Here is a 19,604-nt window from a genome sequence, read left to right as displayed (position 1 = left end):
TCCCGCCTTGTGCGTAATGCCAGTCAGTTAAGCCAACTGACTGGCATTTTTTATGATAGCGTCGACGCCGCGCCGTTTTACGGCCCGCGGATAGATCCTCATCCGCCTCATAATGGCCCGGGCAGGGCAGAATCCTGTTAGTGGCAGGATCTTTTACCGCTGTGTTGAGTCACTAAGGGTATCTGCTTCGCCGGGTGGCGAAGTGATCATTCAGCACCAGGCCAGGTATGAGGAGAGCGTAATGAACGCCAGCCAGATTTTTCAGCAATTGATGCAGCAGTCCAGTGGCCAGTCCGGCGGGTTTGATCCGAAGGGATTACTGGATAGTGTCTCGCGCCAATTGGGTGGTGGGCAGGGCTCCAGTGGTGGGCAGAGCTCGGGCGGGATAGATATAAAAAGCCTGCTCGGCGGCGGTGCACTGGGGCTGCTGATCGGCTCCAAACGCGGGCGTAAACTGGGTGGTTCGGCCCTGAAGTATGGTGCCATCGCCGGTGTGGGCGCTCTGGCGTGGAGAGCCTGGCAGAACGCGCAACAGAGCCAGGCGAGCGCTGCCCCGACTGCCGCGGCGAGCGAGGGGCAGCCGATTGAACAGCTCTCGCATCAGGCGCAGGAGCAGCGCAGCCTGGAACTGCTGCAGGCGATGATCATGGCGGCCCGAGCGGATGGACACATCGATGCTCGTGAGACCGAACTGATTACCGAGCAAATGGAACAGTTGGGTGCCGACGCCGAGTTACAGCGCTGGGTCGAGCAGCAGTTGCAGGCTCCGCTGGATGCAACAGCGCTCGCAGCTAAAGCCGATTCACCTCAGGCCGCACGCGAGATCTACCTGGTCAGTCTGGCAATCGTCGACGAACAGAGTCCGATGGAGCGCGCCTGGCTCGACCAGCTGGCACAGGCATTGGCGCTTGACGCAGACATGCGTTTGGCACTGGAACAGCAGGCGCAGTCTGCGGCTGGCTGAACAGGCTTCTTCTCCAAGGTCCTTCGTGTGCTCGGCGACGCCGGCAAACCCAGCCATCTGAAAGACGCTGGCGTTACTTTGACCGAGGGGAAATGCAAGGGCGTGGCTGACCAATGGCAGGGGCTTTGGAGCACCGGTCGTGATCACTCGCCCATCCGCCGGGACCATGAATAATGAGTCTGCCCAACTGGCGCGAGGGTGCACCTCCGTCAATGGGCAGGGTGGTTCGTTTTTCGTAGCGACGACCCCGTCGTGATCATCCTCCGTGGTTTTAAATCACCACCCTGCCGGGTTTGATCGGCACGGGGTTTTTATGCCCTTTGGGTGCGTGCCTTCTGCTACAAAACTGCAGACAGTTGGGCAGAACGTAGCTAAGCTGATGATATTACTCATTTGATCAGTGCAGACATCATGCTCGAAACCATTCAACTCTTTACTGAAAACTGGCTCAACATAGTGGCGTTGATCTGGTTTTTGATCTGCTTTCGCGGCTACATGTATTACGCGAAGCGCAAAAGCTACACCACCTCCTGTCTTGCCAGCGTTATGCATATGTACCGCAAGGAGTGGATGATGCGAATTCTCACCCGTGAGGTGCGCATCTCGGATACCGCCGCCGTGGCAAACCTGGAGCGTACGGTGGCTTTTTTCGCCTCTACCACCATGCTGGTGCTGGCGGGTTTGATGACACTGCTCAGCTACACCGACCGGGCGATCACGCTGGTGGAGCATCTGCCGATGGTGCATCCCTCCACGCCGCTGGAGTGGGAGGTGAAGCTGCTGGTGCTGCTGGGGCTGTTTGTCTACGCCTTCTTCAAGTTCACCTGGAGCCTGAGACAGTACGGCTTTGTCTCGGTCATGATCGGTTCTTCACCGTTGCCCAGTGATGGTCTGGATGAAAAACAGATCCAGGCTCATGCCACACGCATGGCGCGCATGGGCTCCATGGCGGCGAACAACTTCAACGTTGGCCTGCGTACATACTACTTCAGCCTGGCGGTGCTTTGCTGGCTGATCAACCCCTGGCTGTTCATGCTGGTGTCTGCCGGTGTCGTTTACGTGCTCTATCATCGTGAGTTCACTTCGCCGACCCTGAAAACGTTGATGATGAGTACCAAGTTGTAAAACCGCATTTTTTCTCTTGAAATCCAATAGGCCGTCCCCATCTCTGCAGAGGACAATAAATCGCTATGTGGAGTTGGTAGACGACCTATGAGCACAGAAACACAGAAAGAGACCCTTGGCTTTCAGACTGAGGTGAAGCAGCTGCTCCAGCTGATGATCCACTCACTGTATTCAAACAAGGAAATCTTCCTGCGCGAGCTGATTTCGAACGCTTCCGACGCGGGCGAAAAGCTGCGCTTTGAAGCGCTCTCGAACGCTGATCTGTACGAGAACGACGGTGACCTGAAAGTCTTCGTTGAATTTGATGAAGCAGCCAAGACCGTTTCCATCGCCGACAACGGTATCGGCATGAGCCGTCAGGATGTTATCGATCACCTCGGTACCATCGCCAAGTCCGGCACTGCCAGCTTCCTTTCCAACCTGACCGGTGACCAGGCCAAAGACAGCCAGATGATCGGCCAGTTCGGCGTCGGCTTCTATTCAGCCTTTATCGTTGCTGACCAGGTTGATGTCTTTACCCGTCGCGCCGGCCTCGACGCCAGCGAAGGCGTGCACTGGTCCTCCACCGGTGAAGGTGAGTTCAGCATCGAGCCCGTTGATCTGCCGCAGCGCGGTACCAAGATCGTGCTGAAGCTGAAGGAGGGCGAAGAAGAGTTCGCCAACGGCTTCCGTCTGCGCACTCTGGTGCGTAAATACTCTGATCACATCGCTATTCCGGTGTTGATGCAGAAGGAAGAAGCTCCGTCTGAAGACGAAGAAGGCAAAGACGAGAACAAGGCGCCGGAATTCGAAAGCGTTAACACCGCGACTGCTCTTTGGTCCCGCAGCAAAAGCGAGATCACCGATGAAGAGTACAAAGAGTTCTACAAGCACGTATCCCATGACTTCGCCGATCCGCTGAGCTGGGCGCACAACCAGGTTGAAGGCAATATGGAATACACCAGCCTTCTTTACCTGCCGGAGCGCGCACCCTTCGATCTGTGGAACCGCGATGCGCCGAAAGGCCTGAAGCTCTACATCCAGCGCGTATTTATCATGGATCAGGCGGACGAGTTCCTGCCGCTGTACCTGCGCTTCATCAAGGGTGTGGTTGACTCCAAAAACCTGTCCCTGAACGTCTCCCGTGAGATCCTGCAGAAGGATCCGAACGTGGACAAACTGCGCTCTGCACTGACCAAGCGCGCGCTGGATATGCTGGCGAAGCTGGCCAAGAACGATGCTGAAAAGTATCAGTCCTTCTGGAAAGAGTTCGGCCAGGTTCTGAAAGAAGGCCCGGCTGAAGATCACGCGAACCGCGAGAAGGTCCTCAAGCTGCTGCGCTTCGCCTCAACGCATAACGACAACGCCGAGCAGACCGTGGGTCTGGACGACTACGTTGCCCGCATGAAGGAAGGCCAGGAGAAGATCTACTACGTGGTAGCCGACTCCTACAACGCCGCCAAGAGCAGCCCGCACCTGGAGATCTTCCGCAAGAAGGGTATCGAGGTTCTGCTGCTGTCCGAGCGTATCGACGAGTGGATGATGAGCCAGCTGTTCGACTTCGAAGGCAAGTCTTTCCAGGATGTCAGCAAAGGTGAGCTGAATCTGGGTGAGACCGAAACCGAAGAAGAGAAGAAGCAGCAGGAAGAAGTCGCCAAGCAGATGGAAGGCCTCACCGAGCGCCTGAAGACTGCCTTCGCCGATCGCGTCAACGAAGTGCGCGTGACTCACCGTTTGACCGAATCTCCGGCCTGCCTGGTTGTCGGTGACTACGACATGGGCGCGCAGATGCGCAAGATCATGGAAGCCGCCGGCCAGCCGGTACCGGAAGTGAAGCCTACTTTCGAGTACAACCCGGAGCATCCGCTGATCGCCAAGCTGGATCAGGAACCGGACGAAGACCGCTTCAAGGACCTCGCACTGACTCTGTTCGATCAGGCCGACCTGGCCGCCGGTGGTCAGCTGGAAGATCCAGCTGCCTACATCAGCCGCCTCAACAAGCTGCTGCTTGAACTGAGCGCCTGATCACAGTATTGCTGGTCAAGAACCGCTGAAAACTCCCCGGCGACGCGTCGGGGAGTTCCTTTCTCTAAAATAATTCATCTTTCCTGCATCTTTAGCCACTCATCCTCTGTAGCTCTCTCTGCACCTGCTATCCCTGCGACCTATAGTGCATGTTGCACTGCAACATCTTGTTGTAACTGTGTTTTTTGCACCACGCGACTTAGTCAATTGAAAGATAAAGCTCTGGGTTGACCGGGTAGATGGAACATTTTCATCTAAAAAGAGTCGCATTTGCTTTTTATCGCACCTGCAACAGAGTTAAAATGCCGCGAATACGTTCTGATAGTTAAGGATTTGCAATGCTGTTCAAAAGGTTGCGTCAGGGAGTGCTCTTTTCAGCCATGACATTGGCAGCTGCGGCGCCGGTTAGCGCCGTTGCCAGCGAAAATGACCCCTGGGAGGGTTATAACCGCGCCATGTTTTCGTTCAACGAGACGGTTGATAAGTACGCGCTCAAACCGGTCGCCCAGGGCTATCGCTTCGTCATGCCTGACATGGCTGAAAAGGGCGTCAGCAACTTTTTTGGCAACCTTGGCGACATCCGCTCTGCGGTTAACAGCGCACTGCAGGGCAAAGGCGATGATGCTCTGACCAGCGTTGCACGTATCGTGTTTAACTCTACCTTCGGCCTGGCTGGTCTTATCGACGTGGCAACACCGATGGGGCTGGAAAAACATCCCGAAGGCTTCGGCCAGACATTGGCTGTCTGGGGTATGGATTCTGGTCCGTACGTAGTGCTGCCGTTCCTCGGCCCAAGCACCGTGCGCGACGGCATCGGGCTGGTGCCGGACTGGTACCTGACACCGGTTACCTACGTGGATGATGTGCCGACACGTAACACTCTCTACGGATTGGCTTTGATCGACGCGCGTGCACAGCTGTTGCAGGCCGAACAGATCGTCAGCGGCGACAAGTATATTTTTGTGCGTGATGCGTACCTGCAGCGCCGCGAATATCTGATCCATGATGGCAATATTCCGGTCCAGTACGACGACAACGACTTCTGATACGACCGAGCAGACGCCGGGCTTTATGTCCGGCGTTTTGTATCTGGCTGTCAGTATATTCGAGTGACTGATTAATGGGACATCGAGAGCAGGCGATCCTTGCGGTATCTGCCTCTACCGACGTTATTGACCATATTTTCGAGCTATGTGAGCAGTGCCCGGATGTCAGGCTGCGTCTGCTTGTGGCCAGAAATGCCGATGACGTTGAAAGTGTGCTGGAGCACCATGAGATCTCCCTGGCGATTGTCGATCGCAGCACCTTCAGTGAAATCGAATACATAGACCAGCTGGCGGCCCGAATCAGTCCCATGTCCACCGTGGTGTTGATACCGGGCGGTACTGCCGAGGAGATGGTCGCTGCGTTGCGCAATGGCGCCGATGATGTCTTCTCGCTGGCTGAATTGAATCAACATCCGAAGCTGTTTATCGGCTCGTTACAGCGTCAGCTGGAGCGGATAAGGATGATCGAGGAGGCGCGTTTCCTGCGTGAAAGCCTCGAGCGCAGCCTTGATGAGCTAAAAGAGGATCAGCACGCCGCCCAGCAGCTGCAGCAGAAGCTTCTGCCGCCGCCAAGCCGGGAACTGAACCATATCCAGTTTCAGTATGTGCTGCAGCCCAGTCTGCTGCTAAGTGGCGACTTCGTCGACTCAATCGCCATCAATGAAAATCAGACGATCTTTTATCTTGCCGACGTATCGGGTCACGGCGCGTCTTCGGCGCTGGTAACGGTTCTGTTGAAAAACATGACCTATCGCCTGATGCGTAACTACAATCGTAATTCCAGCTTTGACATCCAGTCACCGCTGGCGACGCTGCATCGCGTTAACCGTGAGCTGTTGCTGACCGGTCTAGGCAAGCACCTGACCATGTTCATCGGGCTCATAGATGCAAGAGATTCCACGCTGACCTATGCTATCGGTGGGCACCATCCTATGCCGGTGTTGTCTCAGAATGGGAAGGTATCCTTTCTGGAAGGACGCGGAATGCCGATAGGATTGTTTGAAAAACCGGTCTTTGACGAAAAACGTATTGAATTGGCGTCAGAGTATTCAATTACCCTGTTTTCTGATGGCATACTTGAAGTTGCCGAGGGTCATTCCTTGGATGAGAAAGAGCAGAAGCTCCTGGAAGCCTGTAGCGGCAGGAACCTGTCGCCCCAGTCTATTTGTGATGCGATTATTCCGGTTGGTCGGGTGAACCCCGACGATGTAGCCATTATGACAGTATCCCGAGTATAAGTATGAGCGACGGCTCTATCTATTACGCCTGCCGTAACGGACATTACGTACTTAAATTCGTTGGTGAGGTGCGTCTGACGCTGTGCTCTACCATCGATTTGCACCTTGAGAAGGTGCTGGCACGGCGTGAAATCAGCGACACCCTGATCGATCTGACGGAAACTACGACGATCGACAGTACCTCCCTCGGGCTGATCGCCAAACTCGCGGTCAAGGCGGCCGAACAGGGCATGCCGCGCCCAACACTAATCTCCACCAACGGCGATATCACCAAGATTCTCTATTCGATGGGGTTTGATCAGGTGTTCCTGTTGCTCGACAGCGTGCCGGCCAGTGGGGCGGACCTGGAGCGGGTGCCTTTTGTGCAGGAGTCGGAAGATCAGGTACGGGCGCGGATTATTGATGCGCACCGGATTCTGATCGATCTGAACGATGCCAACAGGAATGCTTTCAAGGATCTGGTGGCAACGCTTGAGGGCTGTGGCTGAGTCTCGAACTCGATCGTTTGGAGTTTGTGCTGAGCTGCCGGCCGCAGTGTTAAGTGGTTGGTTAAAGCTGTTTGTTTGAGGCTGGCAGTTAGGCATCCTGAGGTTGAAGCAGTCACGCTTCGCGCAGATGCTTAGGTAGTGACAGAATTTGAGCACAAAAAAGGGCCGATTGGCCCTTTTTTTGTGCCTGAGATTCGCCAGCCCGCATAGGGCAGGGAATCTGAGGGGGCGGGCAGAAGCCCGCCAGCTAAATCAGAAGTCGAACTTGCGCTCGGTGTAGATGCGGAATGCGTTTTCCCACACCTGGCCGATTTCGCCATTGCCTACCGGCTTACCGTCCAGCTCAATAACCGGAGCGATCTCTTTGGAGGAGCTGGTGATCCAGATTTCGTCCGCGTTACGAACTTCGTCCATGGTCACAGTGCGCTCTTCAACCGGGATGGAGCCGTCGGCTTTCAGGCTGTCGATGATGATGCGGCGAGTGATGCCCGGCAGGTTCTGATGATCCTGAATCGGGGTGATCACCTTGCCATCTTTAACGATGAACGCGTTGCTTGAACTGGCTTCGGTCAGTTCGTTGTTCTCGTTGTACAGCAGGATTTCGCCGTGACCGGAAGCGTGGCCCTGCTGGTAGTGCATGACGTTGCCGAGCAGTGCGGTGGACTTGATGTTGCAACGCTTCCAGCGCAGATCCTGGGTGCTGGATACGGCATAGCCGTGGGCCTTGGTGCGATCAACCGGCTCCGGATCCTTGATCGGGAAAGCGAAGGCGAAGATGGTCGGCTCTACGTTTTCCGGGTAGGCGTGGTAGCGCTTGGTATCTGCACCGCGGGAAACGTGGATGTAGACGCCGAGGTTTGCACCCTGGTCAGCGTTTTTGGCGATCAGGTCGTCAAGCAGTACGCGCCAGTCTTCGATGCTTTTGTTGCACTTGATCTCGATGGCAGCGAGGCCGTCAGCCATGCGCTGCATGTGCGGAGCCAGACCGACCGGCTTGCCGCCGTAGTAGGGGATGACCTCATAGATGCCGTCACCAAAGAGGAAGCCGCGATCCAGCGGAGAGATCCGCGCTTCTTCCAGGGGCAGGAAGCTGCCGTTCAGGTAAGCAATGCTCATCGTTGAAAACCTCGTGTTACCAGGCGCTGGAGGCCAGCGAATCCCTGTATGCTAGTGTTCGGAATGGAATGATTTTTATGAAAGAGAAAAATCAATGCAAGACTGTTTCAAACAAAAAGAAAATTTTGCGAAAAACAGTGTTGATCTATAAAAAGCTCTTAAATATTTAAGATAATCGAGAAATATTACTGCTGATTTTTGATCATCTTGCGAGCGGTGTCCGCTAGAAGGCGAGGCAGAATCCTGTCGTCGTCCAGTCGCCAGGCACAACAGAAGTTTAGTGCCGGTGCTTTAGGCAGTCCATTAATGGCGACCAGTTGCCGCGTATCTATCCCTGAGCGCACCAGTGGCTCGGGCATAAACGCGACGCCCACGCCTTGCTCTACTAACGATAGCAGGCTCGGTACCGAACTGCAGGAATGAATCACCGGTGCCTGTTCTCCGAGCGGTCGGAACAGTTCGCTAAGGTATTGGCGCGGACGGCTGCGATGGGTGAACGAGAGCAGTTGAAACTTCGACAGATCTTCAAGACTGTTGATTTTTTCAACGCCGTCCAGGGATTTGCAGGCAACCCAGCATTGAGGGTAGCTACACAGGGGTTCGGTAACGAAGTTGGGTAGGGGGTGCTCATCCGCGACCATCAGCGCCAGGTCCAGTTCGGAGGACTTGAGCTGCTCAATCAGGGAGGAGGTGGTATCGACGATCAGTTCGAATGCGATCAGTGGGTGTTCGTCGTGCCAGGTGGAGAGAAGCTTGGCCAGCCAGAGATGCGCCAGGGTGTCGACGATGCCGACGCGAATGGTGCCGCGCTCCAGGCTGTCATCGGCCAGCTGTGCCCGCATCTCTCTATTGATTGAGAGTAGCTTCTCGGCGTAAGGGATCAGCTGGGTGCCGCGGCTGGTCAGGTGGGTGCCACGTTTGTCGCGGATAAATAGCTGCACGTTCAGCTCCTCTTCCAACGCGGCGATGCGCGCTGAAATGGCCGGCTGGGAAGCGTGCAGCTGGGCTGCGGCGGCATGAAAGCTGCCGAGGCGCGCCACGGTCAGAAAGGTGTTCAGGTTTCTTATCCGCAACGCGTGTTACTCCTCGGGCTGGTTTCAGGCGAAACCGGTCAGTTTACGCAGGTCTTCAATGACGGTGTTGCCTTCGCTGGAGGGCAGGCCATCTTCTGTCAGCTCGTTGAGGCGGGTAACGCCGTCGACGCTGCCGCGCTCGGACAGGTACTGCAGAATCGCTTCCGGGTCCAGTCGTGCGAGCAGGTCTTCACCGCTCCAGTAGCCCAGCATGGCGATGATGCCGTAAGCGCCCCAGTTGGATACGTCGGCAATCAGCAGTTCATCGACGCGGGTGGCGGCAGGTACGATGTTCAGCTTGCTGATCGCATCGTAAATGTTGCCCATACCGATCTCGTTGCCGCCGTCACCGATACCGATGGTGGGGCAGTTTGCGGCCTTAACAAAGGTGTCGAAGCAGGCTGTACGCGGGCTGATACTCTCGCCGCGCATGTTGTAATAGCCGCCGTCCTTTGCCTGTCCCGGGCGCTCGATGGAGAGCACTACGTCCGGATCGAAGCGGGCGAGCGCTTCCAGAGCTTCCAGTTCGCGCTCGTCGTGCTCGCCGACCTGGATCTCGTGGACCTTGTAGTCCGGCGCCAGCATTTTCGAGATCGGCTTGCCGCAGACGATGACGGGGTCGGCGCCGAGATGTTCCAGGGTCTGGTACAGCGCGATGGCGCCCACGGGGCCGTCGGTTTCAAAGGTATCGACCACCGGGAAGCCGGTACCGATCAGAACCGTGCCCTTGGCTTTACGCAGGAAGTTCGCCGCGCGTTCGTAGTAGCCTTCACGCAGTGCGGGCTGGACATCCTTCATGCCGCGCAGATTTTTGCGTACCAGCAGGTCTTCGATCTGTTTGCTCAGTTGTGTGTCTGTCATGGCCATACTGTCCTGTATCAGGCTGTAACCTTGATCGGTTCTATATTGTCGTTGAAGCGTTTTTGCAGCAGTAGCTGGTTGTGCGCTTCGGCCTGGGTATAGGGCTCGAACGTCACCTCGGTGCCGGGGAGCATCTGTGCCAGGCGCGCGGTGTCCTCGGAGAACAAGCTGCCGATCTTCGGGTAGCCGCCGATGGTCTGGCGGTCATTCAGCAGCACGATTGGCTGGCCGTCGGCCGGTACCTGGATCGCACCCAGGCAGATTCCTTCGGAGAGAATACCGTTGATCGACGGAGAGATCGCCGGGCCTTCCATGCGATAGCCCATGCGGTCGGCACGGTCGCTGATCTTGTAGGTGCTGGTAAAGAAGATCTGCTTCTGCACCTCGCTGAAGGCGTCCTGCTGGTAGCCCAGGATGACGCGCAGCGGAGCTTTGCTGGCGTAGTCGGGGCGGTATTGCTTCGGCAGGGTGAAGCCGCCGGCGTTTGCGGCCGGCGCGCAGGGCAGCAGATCGCCGGCCTGGAGTTTCTGGCCGTTGAGGCCGCCGAGCTTTTCGCGCTGGACCGTGGCGCTGCTGTCGAACATCGGCGCAATATCAAAGCCGCCGCTGACCGCCAGATAACCGCGGGCGCCGCACTTGCTGAAACCGGCTTCAATGCGCTGGCCGGCTTTGACCGGGTGAGCGGTCCAGCCCTCAACTTCTTCGCCGCCGATCTTTAGCGGCATTTCGCCGCCGGTGAATGCGACCCAGGTATCGACCTGGGCTTCAATCACCAGGCCGCCGATGCTGACCTCCAGCGCCGTGGCGTTGTCATCATTGCCCAGCAGGCGGTTGGCCCAGCGAAAGGCGAAAGGATCCAGCGGGCCGCCGGTGGTCAGGCCGATACGGTGATGGCCGAAGCGACCCAGGTCGGTGATCAGGGTCATTAGCCCAGGTTGCAGTACTTTAAGTCCGCTCACAGTTCACCTCCGAGTTCCAGGTAGCGCTCCTTGTCGATCGGTTCGAAGCTGACGCGGTCACCCACCTGTACCGGCATGCAGGGATCGGCTTCCGGATTGAACATGCGGGTGGGGCAGCGGCCGATCAGGTTCCAGCCGCCCGGAGAGGCTGCCGGATAGATCGCGGTCTGGCGGTCGGCGATGGCGACCGATCCGCGCGGTACAACCTGGCGGGGGGTGGACAGACGCGGAGCGGCGATGCGCTCGTCGACCTGGCCGAGGTAAGCAAAGCCGGGGGCGAAGCCGATGGCGTACACGCGGTATTCGGTGCTGGCGTGCAGGTCGATTACATCGCTGACGCTCATGCCTGCACGCTCGGCCAGGGCGTCGAGGTCCGGGCCGGACTCGCTGGAGTACCACACAGGCAGCTTGATCAGGCTGCCTTCGCTGACTTCCTCGTCTTCACCTGAGTTGCCCAGATCGGACAGCAGGCGTTTAACCTGAAGATGGTCGAGCTGCAGTGGATCGTAGATCACCAGCAGTGATGCGTAGGAGGGCACCAGGTCGATGACGGCGCTGCCCAGGCGGGCTTCGGTCTCAGCGACGGCGCGCTGCACCTGTGCCGAGACGCGCGGATCGGTTTCCTCGCCGAAATAGAGTATCAGGGCGTTTTCGCCGGCGATCTCAATCCTCATTTCGACAGCATCTCCCGGATCTCGCGGATCGCTTCGACGCCTTCGATGTTATCGCCATGGACGCAGATGGTATCGATCTGCAGCTTCAGCGTGTGGCCGCTGACGGTGGTGATGGTCTGGTCTTCGGCGATCTGGCGCACCTGGGCGAGCATCTTCTCACGGTTGTGTACGGCGCCAGGCTTGGTGCGGGAAAGCAGCTTGCCGTCGTCGTCGTAGCAGCGGTCTGCAAAGGCTTCGAACAGCAGTTCGATGCCATAGTGCTCGGCTTCCTGACGGTGATTTTCTGCTTCCGGCGTTGCCTGCAGCATCAATTTAACCGGGCGGTAGTAGTCGGCGATCGCCTTCATGATCGCCTGACGTACAGATGGCTTCGCCATCATGTCGTTGTACAAGGCGCCGTGGGGTTTGACGTAGGCCAGCTCGATGCCGGCGCAGGCGGCCATGCCGTCCAGGGCAGCCAGCTGATAGTGAATCAGGGCGTGGATCTCGTTGGCGCTGGCATGCACGGAACGGCGGCCGAAGCCCATCAGGTCCGGGTAGGCCGGATGAGCGCCAACCTGGACATTGTTCTCTTTCGCCATCCGCAGAGTTTTCTGCATCACCAGTGGGTCGCCGGCGTGGAAGCCGCAGGCCACGTTGGCCTGGTCAATATGCGGCATGACGTGTTCGTCCATGCCCATGGACCAGGCGCCGAAGCTTTCGCCGAGGTCGCAGTTAAGCAGCATTGGCATAGGGATCTCCTCCTGGAAATTGACTTAAAGAATGGCCAGACGGCTGTTGGGCAGATCGGTTACCAGCATGTGGCCCGGGCTGTGAGTGATACACAGCGGCGGACGCGCGGATTCGATCGCCACCTGAGGGGTTACGCCGCAGGCCCAGAATACGGGGACTTCGCCGTCCTTGATGGTGACCGCGTCGCCGAAGTCCGGGGTGTTGATATCGCGGATGCCGATCGCGTCCGGGTCACCGAAGTGCAGCGGCGCACCGTGCACGGACGGGAAGCGGGAGCAGATCTGGATAGCGCGGATCGCATCGGCCGGTTTCATCGGGCGCATGCTGACCACCGTGGTACCGCTGAAGCGACCGGCGCTCTTGCATTCGATGTTGGTGCGGTACATCGGCACGTTGACCTTCTCGCTGATGTTGCGAATCTCGAGGCCGTCGGCCAGCAGCGCTTCCTCAAAGGAGAAGGAGCAGCCGAGCAGGAAGGCGACCATGTCGTCCTGCCAGTATTCTTTGATGTCGGTAACTTCGCGTTGCAGCACGCCTTGCTCATAAATGCGGTAGCGCGGCACGTCGGTGCGGATATCCACGTCTTCGCCCAGTTCCGGCAGCATAAAGTCGCCCGGTGATGCGGACATGCCGATCAGCGGGCAGGGCTTGGGGTTGAACTGGCAGAACTTAAGGAATTCATCGGCATAGTCCGCTGGCAAAATTGCCAGGTTGCCCTGAACGAAACCTGCGCAGTAGCCGGAGGTATTAGTGCTGAATTCGCCGCTGCGAATCTGCTGACGAAGCTGGTAGGGAGAGAGAATATCCGCCATTGATGCAAAGCCCTCTTTATCAAAAAGAACAAACTTTAAGTATAGAACTGAGTTTATAGGGACAAATGCCTTTGTCTAATCAAATAGATTAGTGATAGTGATAAGAAAAAGTTATCAGAAGGTGCGGCCTAAAGACAGAGGTGAAGCCTAGCAGAAAACAGAAAGGGGAGAATGACGGCGCCGCATAGCGCCGTCATGGATGGGGGAAGCTTAACGGCTGAGCAGTTGTTCCAGGGTGACCTGGTCCTTGGCGAAGTTGCGAATCCCCTCGGCCAGTTTCTCGGTGGCCATGGCGTCGCCGTTCATCGCCCAGCGGAATCCGGATTCAGCCAGTACCGACTTGGCATCGGCATCCGCCGAAGACTCGGGTGAAAGGCGGCGCTCCAGCGGGGCATTCACTTCAGAAAGTTCTTTCAGCAGTGCCGGGGAGATCGTCAGGCGATCGCAGCCGGCCAGCTCCTGGATTTCACCGATATTGCGGAAGCTCGCGCCCATAACCACGGTGTTGTAGTCGTGGGTCTTGTAGTACTGGTAGATGCGGCTGACCGACTGCACGCCCGGATCGTTGGCACCGGTGAAGTCTGCCTGTGGGTCACGCGCCTTGTACCAGTCGAGAATACGGCCCACGAACGGAGAGATCAGGTAAACGCCTGCGTCGGCGCAGGCCTGGGCCTGGCTGAAGCCGAACAGCAACGTCAGATTGCACTGGATTCCCTCTTTTTCCAGCTGGCGTGCCGCTTCGATCCCTTCCCAGGTCGAGGCGATCTTGATCAGTACGCGGGAGCTGTCGATACCCTGCTGTTCATAAAGGCCGATCAGGCGCTTGGCCTTTTCAACGGTGGCGTGGGTATCGAAGGAGAGGCGAGCATCAACCTCGGTAGAGATCCGCCCCGGGATGATATCGAGGATTTCGCGCCCGATCAGCACCGCCAGATAGTCACTCATGTTGGCCAGTACTTCGGTATCGCTGCCGCCCTGCTGGCGGGCGTATGCGCGGGCTTTGTCGAGCAGCGGCGTATACTTCTCGTCCTGGCTGGCTTTCAGCAGCAGGGACGGGTTGGTGGTGGCGTCCACGGGCTTGAAGCTGCGGATGGCATCGATATCACCGGTGTCGGCAACGACGGTGGTGATCTGCTTAAGCTGTTCTAGCTGATCCATGTGGGTGTTCATCCTCGTTGGATAGAGTATTCGGTGCCACGAAGCTCAGTGCTTCGCGGAAAGTATTTGTCGCTGCGCCGCGTTTATGACCGTTCTCGCTCAGGTAACGGCGGAACTGGCGGCCACCACGCTGGCCGTGGAACAGCCCGAGCAGGTGTTTGACCACGGCGTAAAGCGGTGCGCCTTCGGCAAGGCGGCGCTCAAGGTAGGGGATAAAGGCTTCGGCGATATGAATGCGCTCTGCCACAGGCAGGTCCGCGCCAAAGATACGGTTGTCCGCCTCGCTAAGAATCGCGTAAGGGTTCTGATACGCCTCGCGACCGATCATCACACCATCGACGTGCTTGAGGTGCTGTTCTGCTTCGTCCAGTGATTTGATACCGCCGTTGATGACCACCTCAAGCTCAGGATAGAGCTGTTTGATACGGTAAACGTGATCGTAGATCAGGGGCGGAATCTCGCGGTTCTCCTTTGGGCTCAGACCCGCCAGAATCGCTTTGCGTGCATGGATGGTGAAGCTGCGGCAGCCGCTCTCTTTTACGGTGTCGACGAACGCGTGCAGGTGCTCGAAGCTGTCCATATCGTCGATGCCGAGGCGATGCTTTACGGTCACCGGCAGCTTGGTCGCCGCCTGCATCTCACTCAGGCACTCGGCCACCAGCTTGGGGTGTGCCATCAGGCAGGCGCCGATCATATTGTTCTGGACGCGGTCGGACGGACAGCCGACGTTAAGGTTGACCTCGTCATAGCCCCAGTCTTCCGCCATGCGCGCGCACTCTGCCAGTTCCTGCGGATTGCTGCCGCCAAGCTGCAACGCGACCGGATGTTCGCTCGGGTCATACTTCAGGAAGCGCTCACGGTCGCCGTGGATCAGTGCGCCGGTGGTCACCATCTCGGTATAAAGGAGGGTGTTGCGCGAGATCAGGCGGTGAAAGACGCGTGCATCCGAAGTAGTCCAATCCATCATGGGCGCTACGCTGAGGCGCCTATCCACCGTATCCCGCGTGGTTGCGGGCTTTGCGCTGTTTTCATTGAGGTTTTCAGGGCGCGGATTATTGCTCATTTAGTGCCGTTTTATGCTATTTTTCCGTTCGAGTTGCTTAAGCAATTGCTACAAATCTGGCTTGTAGCAAGTCTTGAGTTGCTACAAAACGGAAGGGGTTGCTTACGATGGCTACTATAACACAGCGGAAGGGTGTCAAGGGCGTTCGGTATACGGCGCAGATCCGGATGCAGCGGGATGGGGTGAAGTATTCGGAGTCTGAGTCGTTTGATTCCAAAGCGGCGGCTAAAGCCTGGGTGCGTAAGCGGGAGGCGGCGCTGGATGAAGAGGGGTTGCCGAGTGCCTTTGATGGTATGTCGGTGGCGGAAGGGTGTCGCCGGTACCTGGAGGAGTTGAAGAATTCACCCCGGGGTGTGGCGCGGTCTAAGGCGCAGACGTTGAATGCGATGGCGCGGCACCCGATGCTGGCTGAGTTGACGTTGATGCGGGCGAAGTCGTCAGACTGGTTAAAGTACCTGGCGGATCGGCTGAAGGGGAGAGAGTTGCCGGATGGGCGGTTTGTTAAGGCCGGGCCTTCGCGGGTGAAGGACGACTTTATCTATTTAAAGGGTGTGCTCGAGCACGCACGGATTGCCTGGGGTGTGAAGGCTGATCTGAATGCGCTGGATGAAGCCGGGGTACGCGCTCGGCAGATGGGGGTGATAGCGAAGGCGCCCAGTCGGGATGTGCGGCCAACGCTGGATCAGCTGGATCAGATCATGGGTTATTGGACGCGGGAGTTTAACCGGCGCGGGCACCGCACGCCGGCGGCGGAAACGCCGATGCTTTTGCTTGTACCGTTTATGATCTTTTCTACCCGCCGCTTGAGTGAGGTGGCCAGTATCCGCTGGGATGATCTGGATGTAGCGAAGCGGCGGGTGTTGGTGCGCGATATGAAGCACCCGCGCAAGAAGCAGGGGAATAATGTGTGGGTGCACCTGCCGCCCCGTGCGATGGCGATTATTGAGCGGATGCCGCAGGTGAGTGAGTTGATCTTCCCTTACACCTCAGCGGCGATCCGGCGGCAGTTTGAATGTGCGGTGGCTTGGGCGGAAGAGGAGGCGGAAAAGGCGGGCAAGTCGTTTGGCCCTCATATCCGGCTGCATGATCTGCGGCATGAGGGGATCAGCCACTATTTCGAATTGGGTTACGATATCCCACGGGTGGCCATGATTTCCGGGCATCAGACCTGGGCGCAGCTGCAACGCTATACGCACCTGATGGATATTGATCACGTCGATAAGTATGCTGATTGGGGCTGGGTGAAGCATTTCGATCTGCCGGTGCATGAGCCGGTGCGGTGATTAAATTAAAGGGGCCTGGTGCCCCTTGATTCTGGTGTTAAGCGTCTAAATCCCACTCATCTGCGTGGAAATCTGGTTTTTCAAAATCTTCAATATTTCCGTCTTCTGTCACTTTTAAAATAATATAATCGCCATATCCGTTGTCGCCGTGGCAAAGATATTTATTTGGTACATAGTCGCTGAGCCATTTTGCAATTCGTTTTTTATCGGCATCGAGTAGCCAGTATTCACCGGCGTCACAAACCTTATAATGGATATCCGCCTCAGTTCCTTGCGGCCAACTTTGAATTTTACCTGCCTCTAAATCAATCACAGGCTCCCATAGATCCCCGTTAGTAAACGGAATTAAACTTCCGTCAGTATCCTCTTTACCGTTCACGAGCGCGTCGTCCCAATATCGTACGGCGGCGCTTACCTCAATAAACTTTGCATTTTCCATTTCAGTCTCCAATTAAAAAACCCTAATAACTCAGGATAGAGCGGTTACTCAAACTCAATATCTGGACAGTTTCGTCTTAGTCGTTCGATATCTTCATCCAGCGCCTTAAGCATTTCCCGCAGCTCGGCTCGGGTGAGGGTAACGCTGGAAAGTGGACGGCCCGGGTATTCCCCGGACTCGTCGTAGTCTGTATTTGGCTCCATAAGGATGGTGACCGAGTTGGTTGGCAGCTTTTCGCCTTCAACCTGGTTGAGTGCGTAGGACCAGAGCAGCGGGCGGTTGTCGCCGTTTATCAGGGCAGGGAAGTTACTCATTGTCAGTCTCGTTAATTTTCAATGGTGGCAAGGGCTCTGCCGAGGAGTTGTGCGGCGAAGTTTTCGGCAAACCCGCCAGCTTTAAAGTAAAGCAGGCCATCATCCCCGAGGTGAAAATCTGGTGGAAAACATTGGGTATCGGTAGTGTGCTCATCCCACACTATTTGCATCGTTTCTTTCACTGCTTCTGGGGTGATGGCAAGTTCAACGATTCTTTGGTTATGCGCGGTCAGGTTTGCACCGCCTTCGGCGAGAGCTATCGATACTCGGTTATGCCAGTCAGATTCGTCCCACTTTCCGCTGTCTTTTTCCCACTCAACAAAGTGTTCATCGAGTAGCAGATATAATTCGGTGAGTCGATCTTTGAGCTGGTCGCGATTTTTTCCAATCTCTCGGAGCTTTCCGGCGCGCTCATCGATAGCGAGCTCATAGCCTTTTCGCAACCGCTTAATCTCGGCGGATGGATCTTTGAAAGTTCCTTCAGCGACCTGCTGTACCGTCTGCCAAACATGCACATAGTTCGGCCAGTCGTGTTCGACTACCACGCAGTACATTTCTCTAGAGCGGCCATCATCCATCCGGCGATTGGCTATTTCTTCTGCCATTGCTTCTAGTTCGAGCAGGTCATCTTCACCAAGATATTTCGCAATATCAGATCTCTTAAGAACCAGGTATCGGTCTTCTCGCTTAAATTCGCTCATGACTTCACCTCCTCAGCGTTGAAGTGAATTCTCTGCTGAACCACCGCGCATACGCCTTCGATGTGTGGCTGGAACATCACGTTGACCGACTTCACCAGCTCGTCTTTGAACCGCTCAATCACCTCTGCATCATGAATGGCTAAGCATTGTTTTGCTGATTTCAACAGCGCTAGTTTCCCTTCTCTGATTGCTCGGATGGACTCGGGGCATTCTTCTGTCGCTTTCCACGATTCAAGCTCATCCGTCACAACCAGTAGTGCTTTTCCGAGGTGCGTGATCTGCGCCTTCAGCTGGTCGCGCTCTTTCTCGCGTATCTCAATTAACTTTATGGAGGCGTCGCAATCTACTTCGCGTTTCGCCACTTCCTCCTGTAACCGTTTAATCTCGTCGTCTTTCTGATGGTATTCCGCAACCAGTATGTAAGTTCCCAGCCCTTGTACTTGGATTAGGCTAGAGCCGTTACCATCTTGTAATACCTGCCTTTTCATATATTTCTCCGTTTACCGTATTGATTCTTCAGTCACAACAGGTATTCAGCCCCACGGGCGTAGCGATCGAAGGGGATATCGTCATCGAAGCTGTCACCGACGGCGGGTGGCTGGTCGGCATAGGGTGACGTCTGGCTGCCGTTGGGGTTGCGTCCGGCCTGGGGTTGTTGTGCCGGTTGCTGTTGGTAGGCCTGTTGCTGCTGGGCGGCGCGTTGGTCGGCAGCGTTGTTGTTCTGGCCGTCGAGCATCTGCATTTCGGCGGCGACGATTTCGGTGGTGTAGCGGTCCTGGCCGTCTTGGGCTTGCCATTTGCGGGTGCGCAGACTGCCTTCGATGTAGACCTTTGAGCCTTTCTTCAGGTATTCACCGGCGACTTCGGCCAGGCGGTTGAAGAAGACGATGCGGTGCCACTCGGTGCGTTCTTGCGGCTGGCCGGTCTGTTTGTCTTTCCAGGTGTCGCTGGTGGCGAGGGTGATGTTGGTGACGGCGTTGCCGCTGGGCATGTAGCGGACTTCAGGATCGCCGCCGAGGTTGCCGATCAGGATGACTTTGTTGATGCCTTTGGCCATGGGTTAGCTCTCCTGCGGCAGTGGTGAATGTTTTGGCTTGGCGGCCTGTTTGGCGCTGATTTCGGGAATCTTCGTCCAGATTCTGTTGAGCTCTGTTTCTGCGCATTCGTTTTCATCAAGGCCTGCAGCGGTGCAGAGCGCGGCCAGTGTTACGCGCACGCCGCCAACTTCTTGGTCAGGCTCGCCGATGGGACGGTTGAATACGTAATCAACCAGCTGGTGGGCTTCTGATGCCGTGCAGCCTTTGCTTTGAACAAGCTCCAGAGCTTCTTCAAGAAACCGGTGGTTTCGTTCGGTAACGTCGGCTGAGATTTCACGGCCGAAGCATTTAGCCATCCACTGATCGACGCGAGGCTGAAAAGTCTCTGCCGCGCCCTGCCAGTTGATCGCCAGCCAGGTGTCGTTGCGGGTTCCGCATTTAGGGCAGTCGTCGAAGTTCGAAATCGATTGAGAAAGGCAGGCGTTGTGCTCCATGCGGATTTCGAACTCGGTGCTGC

22 protein-coding genes are annotated in these 19,604 nt (G+C 56.6%); 7 read left to right on the top strand and 15 right to left on the bottom strand.

The features are described 5' to 3' along the window. The first annotated feature begins 241 nt into the window (after window positions 1-241). From C4S72_RS07765 to C4S72_RS07740, 6 genes are all read left to right on the top strand, one after another. A complete protein-coding gene (locus C4S72_RS07765) occupies window positions 242-964 on the top strand; it encodes a tellurite resistance TerB family protein (protein ID WP_104002447.1) in 723 nt (240 codons plus the stop codon). Between the two features lie 411 nt (window positions 965-1,375). Then, window positions 1,376-2,089, top strand: coding sequence for a DUF599 domain-containing protein (locus C4S72_RS07760; RefSeq protein WP_104002446.1), 714 nt, complete (start codon window positions 1,376-1,378; stop codon window positions 2,087-2,089). An 87-nt stretch (window positions 2,090-2,176) separates the two neighbouring features. After that, window positions 2,177-4,093 carry a molecular chaperone HtpG gene (gene htpG, locus C4S72_RS07755; protein WP_104002445.1) on the top strand — a complete coding sequence of 639 codons (1,917 nt, stop codon included), beginning with the start codon at window positions 2,177-2,179 and terminating at the stop codon, window positions 4,091-4,093. A gap of 338 nt (window positions 4,094-4,431) precedes the next feature. Continuing rightward, window positions 4,432-5,139: an MlaA family lipoprotein gene (locus C4S72_RS07750; RefSeq protein WP_104002444.1), complete on the top strand. Its 708-nt coding sequence runs from the start codon at window positions 4,432-4,434 to the stop codon at window positions 5,137-5,139. Between the two features lie 74 nt (window positions 5,140-5,213). Next, window positions 5,214-6,377, top strand: a complete 1,164-nt coding sequence (locus tag C4S72_RS07745) for a PP2C family protein-serine/threonine phosphatase (RefSeq protein ID WP_104002443.1) — start codon at window positions 5,214-5,216, stop codon at window positions 6,375-6,377. 2 nt (window positions 6,378-6,379) lie between these two features. Then, window positions 6,380-6,865 (top strand): STAS domain-containing protein, encoded by a 486-nt coding sequence (locus C4S72_RS07740; protein ID WP_104002442.1) that lies wholly within the window; start codon window positions 6,380-6,382, stop codon window positions 6,863-6,865. A 252-nt stretch (window positions 6,866-7,117) separates the two neighbouring features. Here C4S72_RS07740 and C4S72_RS07735 read toward each other — a convergent pair whose 3' ends face one another. The 9 genes from C4S72_RS07735 to dusA all read right to left on the bottom strand — a co-directional run bounded on the left by C4S72_RS07735 (window position 7,118) and on the right by dusA (window position 15,313). Continuing rightward, window positions 7,118-7,981, bottom strand: coding sequence for an aminotransferase class IV (locus C4S72_RS07735; RefSeq protein ID WP_104002441.1), 864 nt, complete (start codon window positions 7,979-7,981; stop codon window positions 7,118-7,120). Between the two features lie 185 nt (window positions 7,982-8,166). After that, window positions 8,167-9,054 carry a LysR family transcriptional regulator gene (locus C4S72_RS07730; protein ID WP_104002440.1) on the bottom strand — a complete coding sequence of 296 codons (888 nt, stop codon included), beginning with the start codon at window positions 9,052-9,054 and terminating at the stop codon, window positions 8,167-8,169. A 24-nt stretch (window positions 9,055-9,078) separates the two neighbouring features. Beyond that, entirely contained in the window at window positions 9,079-9,915 is an 837-nt protein-coding gene (locus C4S72_RS07725) for a DUF4392 domain-containing protein (RefSeq protein ID WP_104003084.1), read from the bottom strand. Window positions 9,916-9,932: 17 nt separating this feature from the next. After that, entirely contained in the window at window positions 9,933-10,874 is a 942-nt protein-coding gene (locus C4S72_RS07720) for a 5-oxoprolinase subunit C family protein (protein ID WP_104002439.1), read from the bottom strand. Further along, window positions 10,871-11,548: a 5-oxoprolinase subunit PxpB gene (gene pxpB, locus C4S72_RS07715; protein ID WP_104002438.1), complete on the bottom strand. Its 678-nt coding sequence runs from the start codon at window positions 11,546-11,548 to the stop codon at window positions 10,871-10,873. The genes C4S72_RS07720 and pxpB overlap by 4 nt, the downstream gene beginning before the upstream one ends. Next, on the bottom strand, window positions 11,545-12,279 hold the full coding sequence (locus tag C4S72_RS07710) for a 5-oxoprolinase subunit PxpA (RefSeq protein WP_104002437.1): 735 nt from the start codon (window positions 12,277-12,279) through the stop codon (window positions 11,545-11,547). The genes pxpB and C4S72_RS07710 overlap by 4 nt, the downstream gene beginning before the upstream one ends. Before the next feature lie 24 nt (window positions 12,280-12,303). Continuing rightward, on the bottom strand, window positions 12,304-13,092 hold the full coding sequence (locus C4S72_RS07705; RefSeq protein ID WP_104002436.1) for a putative hydro-lyase: 789 nt from the start codon (window positions 13,090-13,092) through the stop codon (window positions 12,304-12,306). A 210-nt stretch (window positions 13,093-13,302) separates the two neighbouring features. After that, on the bottom strand, window positions 13,303-14,250 hold the full coding sequence (tal, locus tag C4S72_RS07700) for a transaldolase (RefSeq protein ID WP_200826690.1): 948 nt from the start codon (window positions 14,248-14,250) through the stop codon (window positions 13,303-13,305). Further along, window positions 14,228-15,313, bottom strand: a complete 1,086-nt coding sequence (dusA, locus tag C4S72_RS07695) for a tRNA dihydrouridine(20/20a) synthase DusA (RefSeq protein WP_104002434.1) — start codon at window positions 15,311-15,313, stop codon at window positions 14,228-14,230. The genes tal and dusA overlap by 23 nt, the downstream gene beginning before the upstream one ends. A 107-nt stretch (window positions 15,314-15,420) precedes the next feature. Here dusA and C4S72_RS07690 point away from each other — a divergent pair, with 107 nt between their 5' ends. Continuing rightward, window positions 15,421-16,596, top strand: a complete 1,176-nt coding sequence (locus C4S72_RS07690; RefSeq protein WP_104002433.1) for a site-specific integrase — start codon at window positions 15,421-15,423, stop codon at window positions 16,594-16,596. A 37-nt stretch (window positions 16,597-16,633) separates the two neighbouring features. Here the strand turns inward: C4S72_RS07690 and C4S72_RS07685 are convergent, their stop codons facing one another. The 6 genes from C4S72_RS07685 to C4S72_RS07660 are packed head-to-tail and all read right to left on the bottom strand — an operon-like array spanning window position 16,634 to window position 19,581. Further along, on the bottom strand, window positions 16,634-17,035 hold the full coding sequence (locus C4S72_RS07685) for a hypothetical protein (protein ID WP_104002432.1): 402 nt from the start codon (window positions 17,033-17,035) through the stop codon (window positions 16,634-16,636). A gap of 44 nt (window positions 17,036-17,079) precedes the next feature. After that, window positions 17,080-17,349 (bottom strand): hypothetical protein, encoded by a 270-nt coding sequence (locus tag C4S72_RS07680; protein WP_104002431.1) that lies wholly within the window; start codon window positions 17,347-17,349, stop codon window positions 17,080-17,082. Window positions 17,350-17,360: 11 nt separating this feature from the next. Beyond that, entirely contained in the window at window positions 17,361-18,050 is a 690-nt protein-coding gene (locus tag C4S72_RS07675) for a hypothetical protein (RefSeq protein ID WP_104002430.1), read from the bottom strand. Beyond that, the gene (locus C4S72_RS07670; protein ID WP_104002429.1) at window positions 18,047-18,538 is read right to left on the bottom strand and encodes a hypothetical protein; all 492 of its coding nucleotides are present in this window, start codon (window positions 18,536-18,538) and stop codon (window positions 18,047-18,049) included. The genes C4S72_RS07675 and C4S72_RS07670 overlap by 4 nt, the downstream gene beginning before the upstream one ends. Before the next feature lie 32 nt (window positions 18,539-18,570). Further along, window positions 18,571-19,107 carry a single-stranded DNA-binding protein gene (ssb, locus tag C4S72_RS07665; RefSeq protein WP_104002428.1) on the bottom strand — a complete coding sequence of 179 codons (537 nt, stop codon included), beginning with the start codon at window positions 19,105-19,107 and terminating at the stop codon, window positions 18,571-18,573. 3 nt (window positions 19,108-19,110) lie between these two features. Continuing rightward, entirely contained in the window at window positions 19,111-19,581 is a 471-nt protein-coding gene (locus C4S72_RS07660) for a hypothetical protein (protein WP_200826689.1), read from the bottom strand. Between the last annotated feature and the right edge of the window lie 23 nt (window positions 19,582-19,604).

The organism is Marinobacterium lutimaris, from assembly GCF_900108065.1.
GTDB classification, from domain to species: Bacteria; Pseudomonadota; Gammaproteobacteria; order Pseudomonadales; family Balneatricaceae; genus Marinobacterium_D; species Marinobacterium_D lutimaris.
Note: the sequence above shows the minus strand (reverse complement) of the source record. Positions and strands in the feature narration are given on the sequence as shown.

What these genes read in the sequence shown, in the direction of transcription:
- C4S72_RS07765 (WP_104002447.1), top strand. Translation starts at nt 242, where the DNA reads ATGAACGCCAGCCAGATTTTTCAGCAATTGATGCAGCAGTCCAGTGGC.
- C4S72_RS07760 (WP_104002446.1), top strand. Translation starts at nt 1,376, where the DNA reads ATGCTCGAAACCATTCAACTCTTTACTGAAAACTGGCTCAACATAGTG.
- htpG (WP_104002445.1), top strand. Translation starts at nt 2,177, where the DNA reads ATGAGCACAGAAACACAGAAAGAGACCCTTGGCTTTCAGACTGAGGTG.
- C4S72_RS07750 (WP_104002444.1), top strand. Translation starts at nt 4,432, where the DNA reads ATGCTGTTCAAAAGGTTGCGTCAGGGAGTGCTCTTTTCAGCCATGACA.
- C4S72_RS07745 (WP_104002443.1), top strand. Translation starts at nt 5,214, where the DNA reads ATGGGACATCGAGAGCAGGCGATCCTTGCGGTATCTGCCTCTACCGAC.
- C4S72_RS07740 (WP_104002442.1), top strand. Translation starts at nt 6,380, where the DNA reads ATGAGCGACGGCTCTATCTATTACGCCTGCCGTAACGGACATTACGTA.
- C4S72_RS07735 (WP_104002441.1), bottom strand. Translation starts at nt 7,981, where the DNA reads ATGAGCATTGCTTACCTGAACGGCAGCTTCCTGCCCCTGGAAGAAGCG.
- C4S72_RS07725 (WP_104003084.1), bottom strand. Translation starts at nt 9,915, where the DNA reads ATGACAGACACACAACTGAGCAAACAGATCGAAGACCTGCTGGTACGC.
- pxpB (WP_104002438.1), bottom strand. Translation starts at nt 11,548, where the DNA reads ATGAGGATTGAGATCGCCGGCGAAAACGCCCTGATACTCTATTTCGGC.
- C4S72_RS07710 (WP_104002437.1), bottom strand. Translation starts at nt 12,279, where the DNA reads ATGCCAATGCTGCTTAACTGCGACCTCGGCGAAAGCTTCGGCGCCTGG.
- C4S72_RS07705 (WP_104002436.1), bottom strand. Translation starts at nt 13,092, where the DNA reads ATGGCGGATATTCTCTCTCCCTACCAGCTTCGTCAGCAGATTCGCAGC.
- tal (WP_200826690.1), bottom strand. Translation starts at nt 14,250, where the DNA reads ATGGATCAGCTAGAACAGCTTAAGCAGATCACCACCGTCGTTGCCGAC.
- dusA (WP_104002434.1), bottom strand. Translation starts at nt 15,313, where the DNA reads ATGAGCAATAATCCGCGCCCTGAAAACCTCAATGAAAACAGCGCAAAG.
- C4S72_RS07690 (WP_104002433.1), top strand. Translation starts at nt 15,421, where the DNA reads ATGGCTACTATAACACAGCGGAAGGGTGTCAAGGGCGTTCGGTATACG.
- C4S72_RS07685 (WP_104002432.1), bottom strand. Translation starts at nt 17,035, where the DNA reads ATGGAAAATGCAAAGTTTATTGAGGTAAGCGCCGCCGTACGATATTGG.
- C4S72_RS07680 (WP_104002431.1), bottom strand. Translation starts at nt 17,349, where the DNA reads ATGAGTAACTTCCCTGCCCTGATAAACGGCGACAACCGCCCGCTGCTC.
- C4S72_RS07675 (WP_104002430.1), bottom strand. Translation starts at nt 18,050, where the DNA reads ATGAGCGAATTTAAGCGAGAAGACCGATACCTGGTTCTTAAGAGATCT.
- C4S72_RS07670 (WP_104002429.1), bottom strand. Translation starts at nt 18,538, where the DNA reads ATGAAAAGGCAGGTATTACAAGATGGTAACGGCTCTAGCCTAATCCAA.
- ssb (WP_104002428.1), bottom strand. Translation starts at nt 19,107, where the DNA reads ATGGCCAAAGGCATCAACAAAGTCATCCTGATCGGCAACCTCGGCGGC.
- C4S72_RS07660 (WP_200826689.1), bottom strand. Translation starts at nt 19,581, where the DNA reads ATGGAGCACAACGCCTGCCTTTCTCAATCGATTTCGAACTTCGACGAC.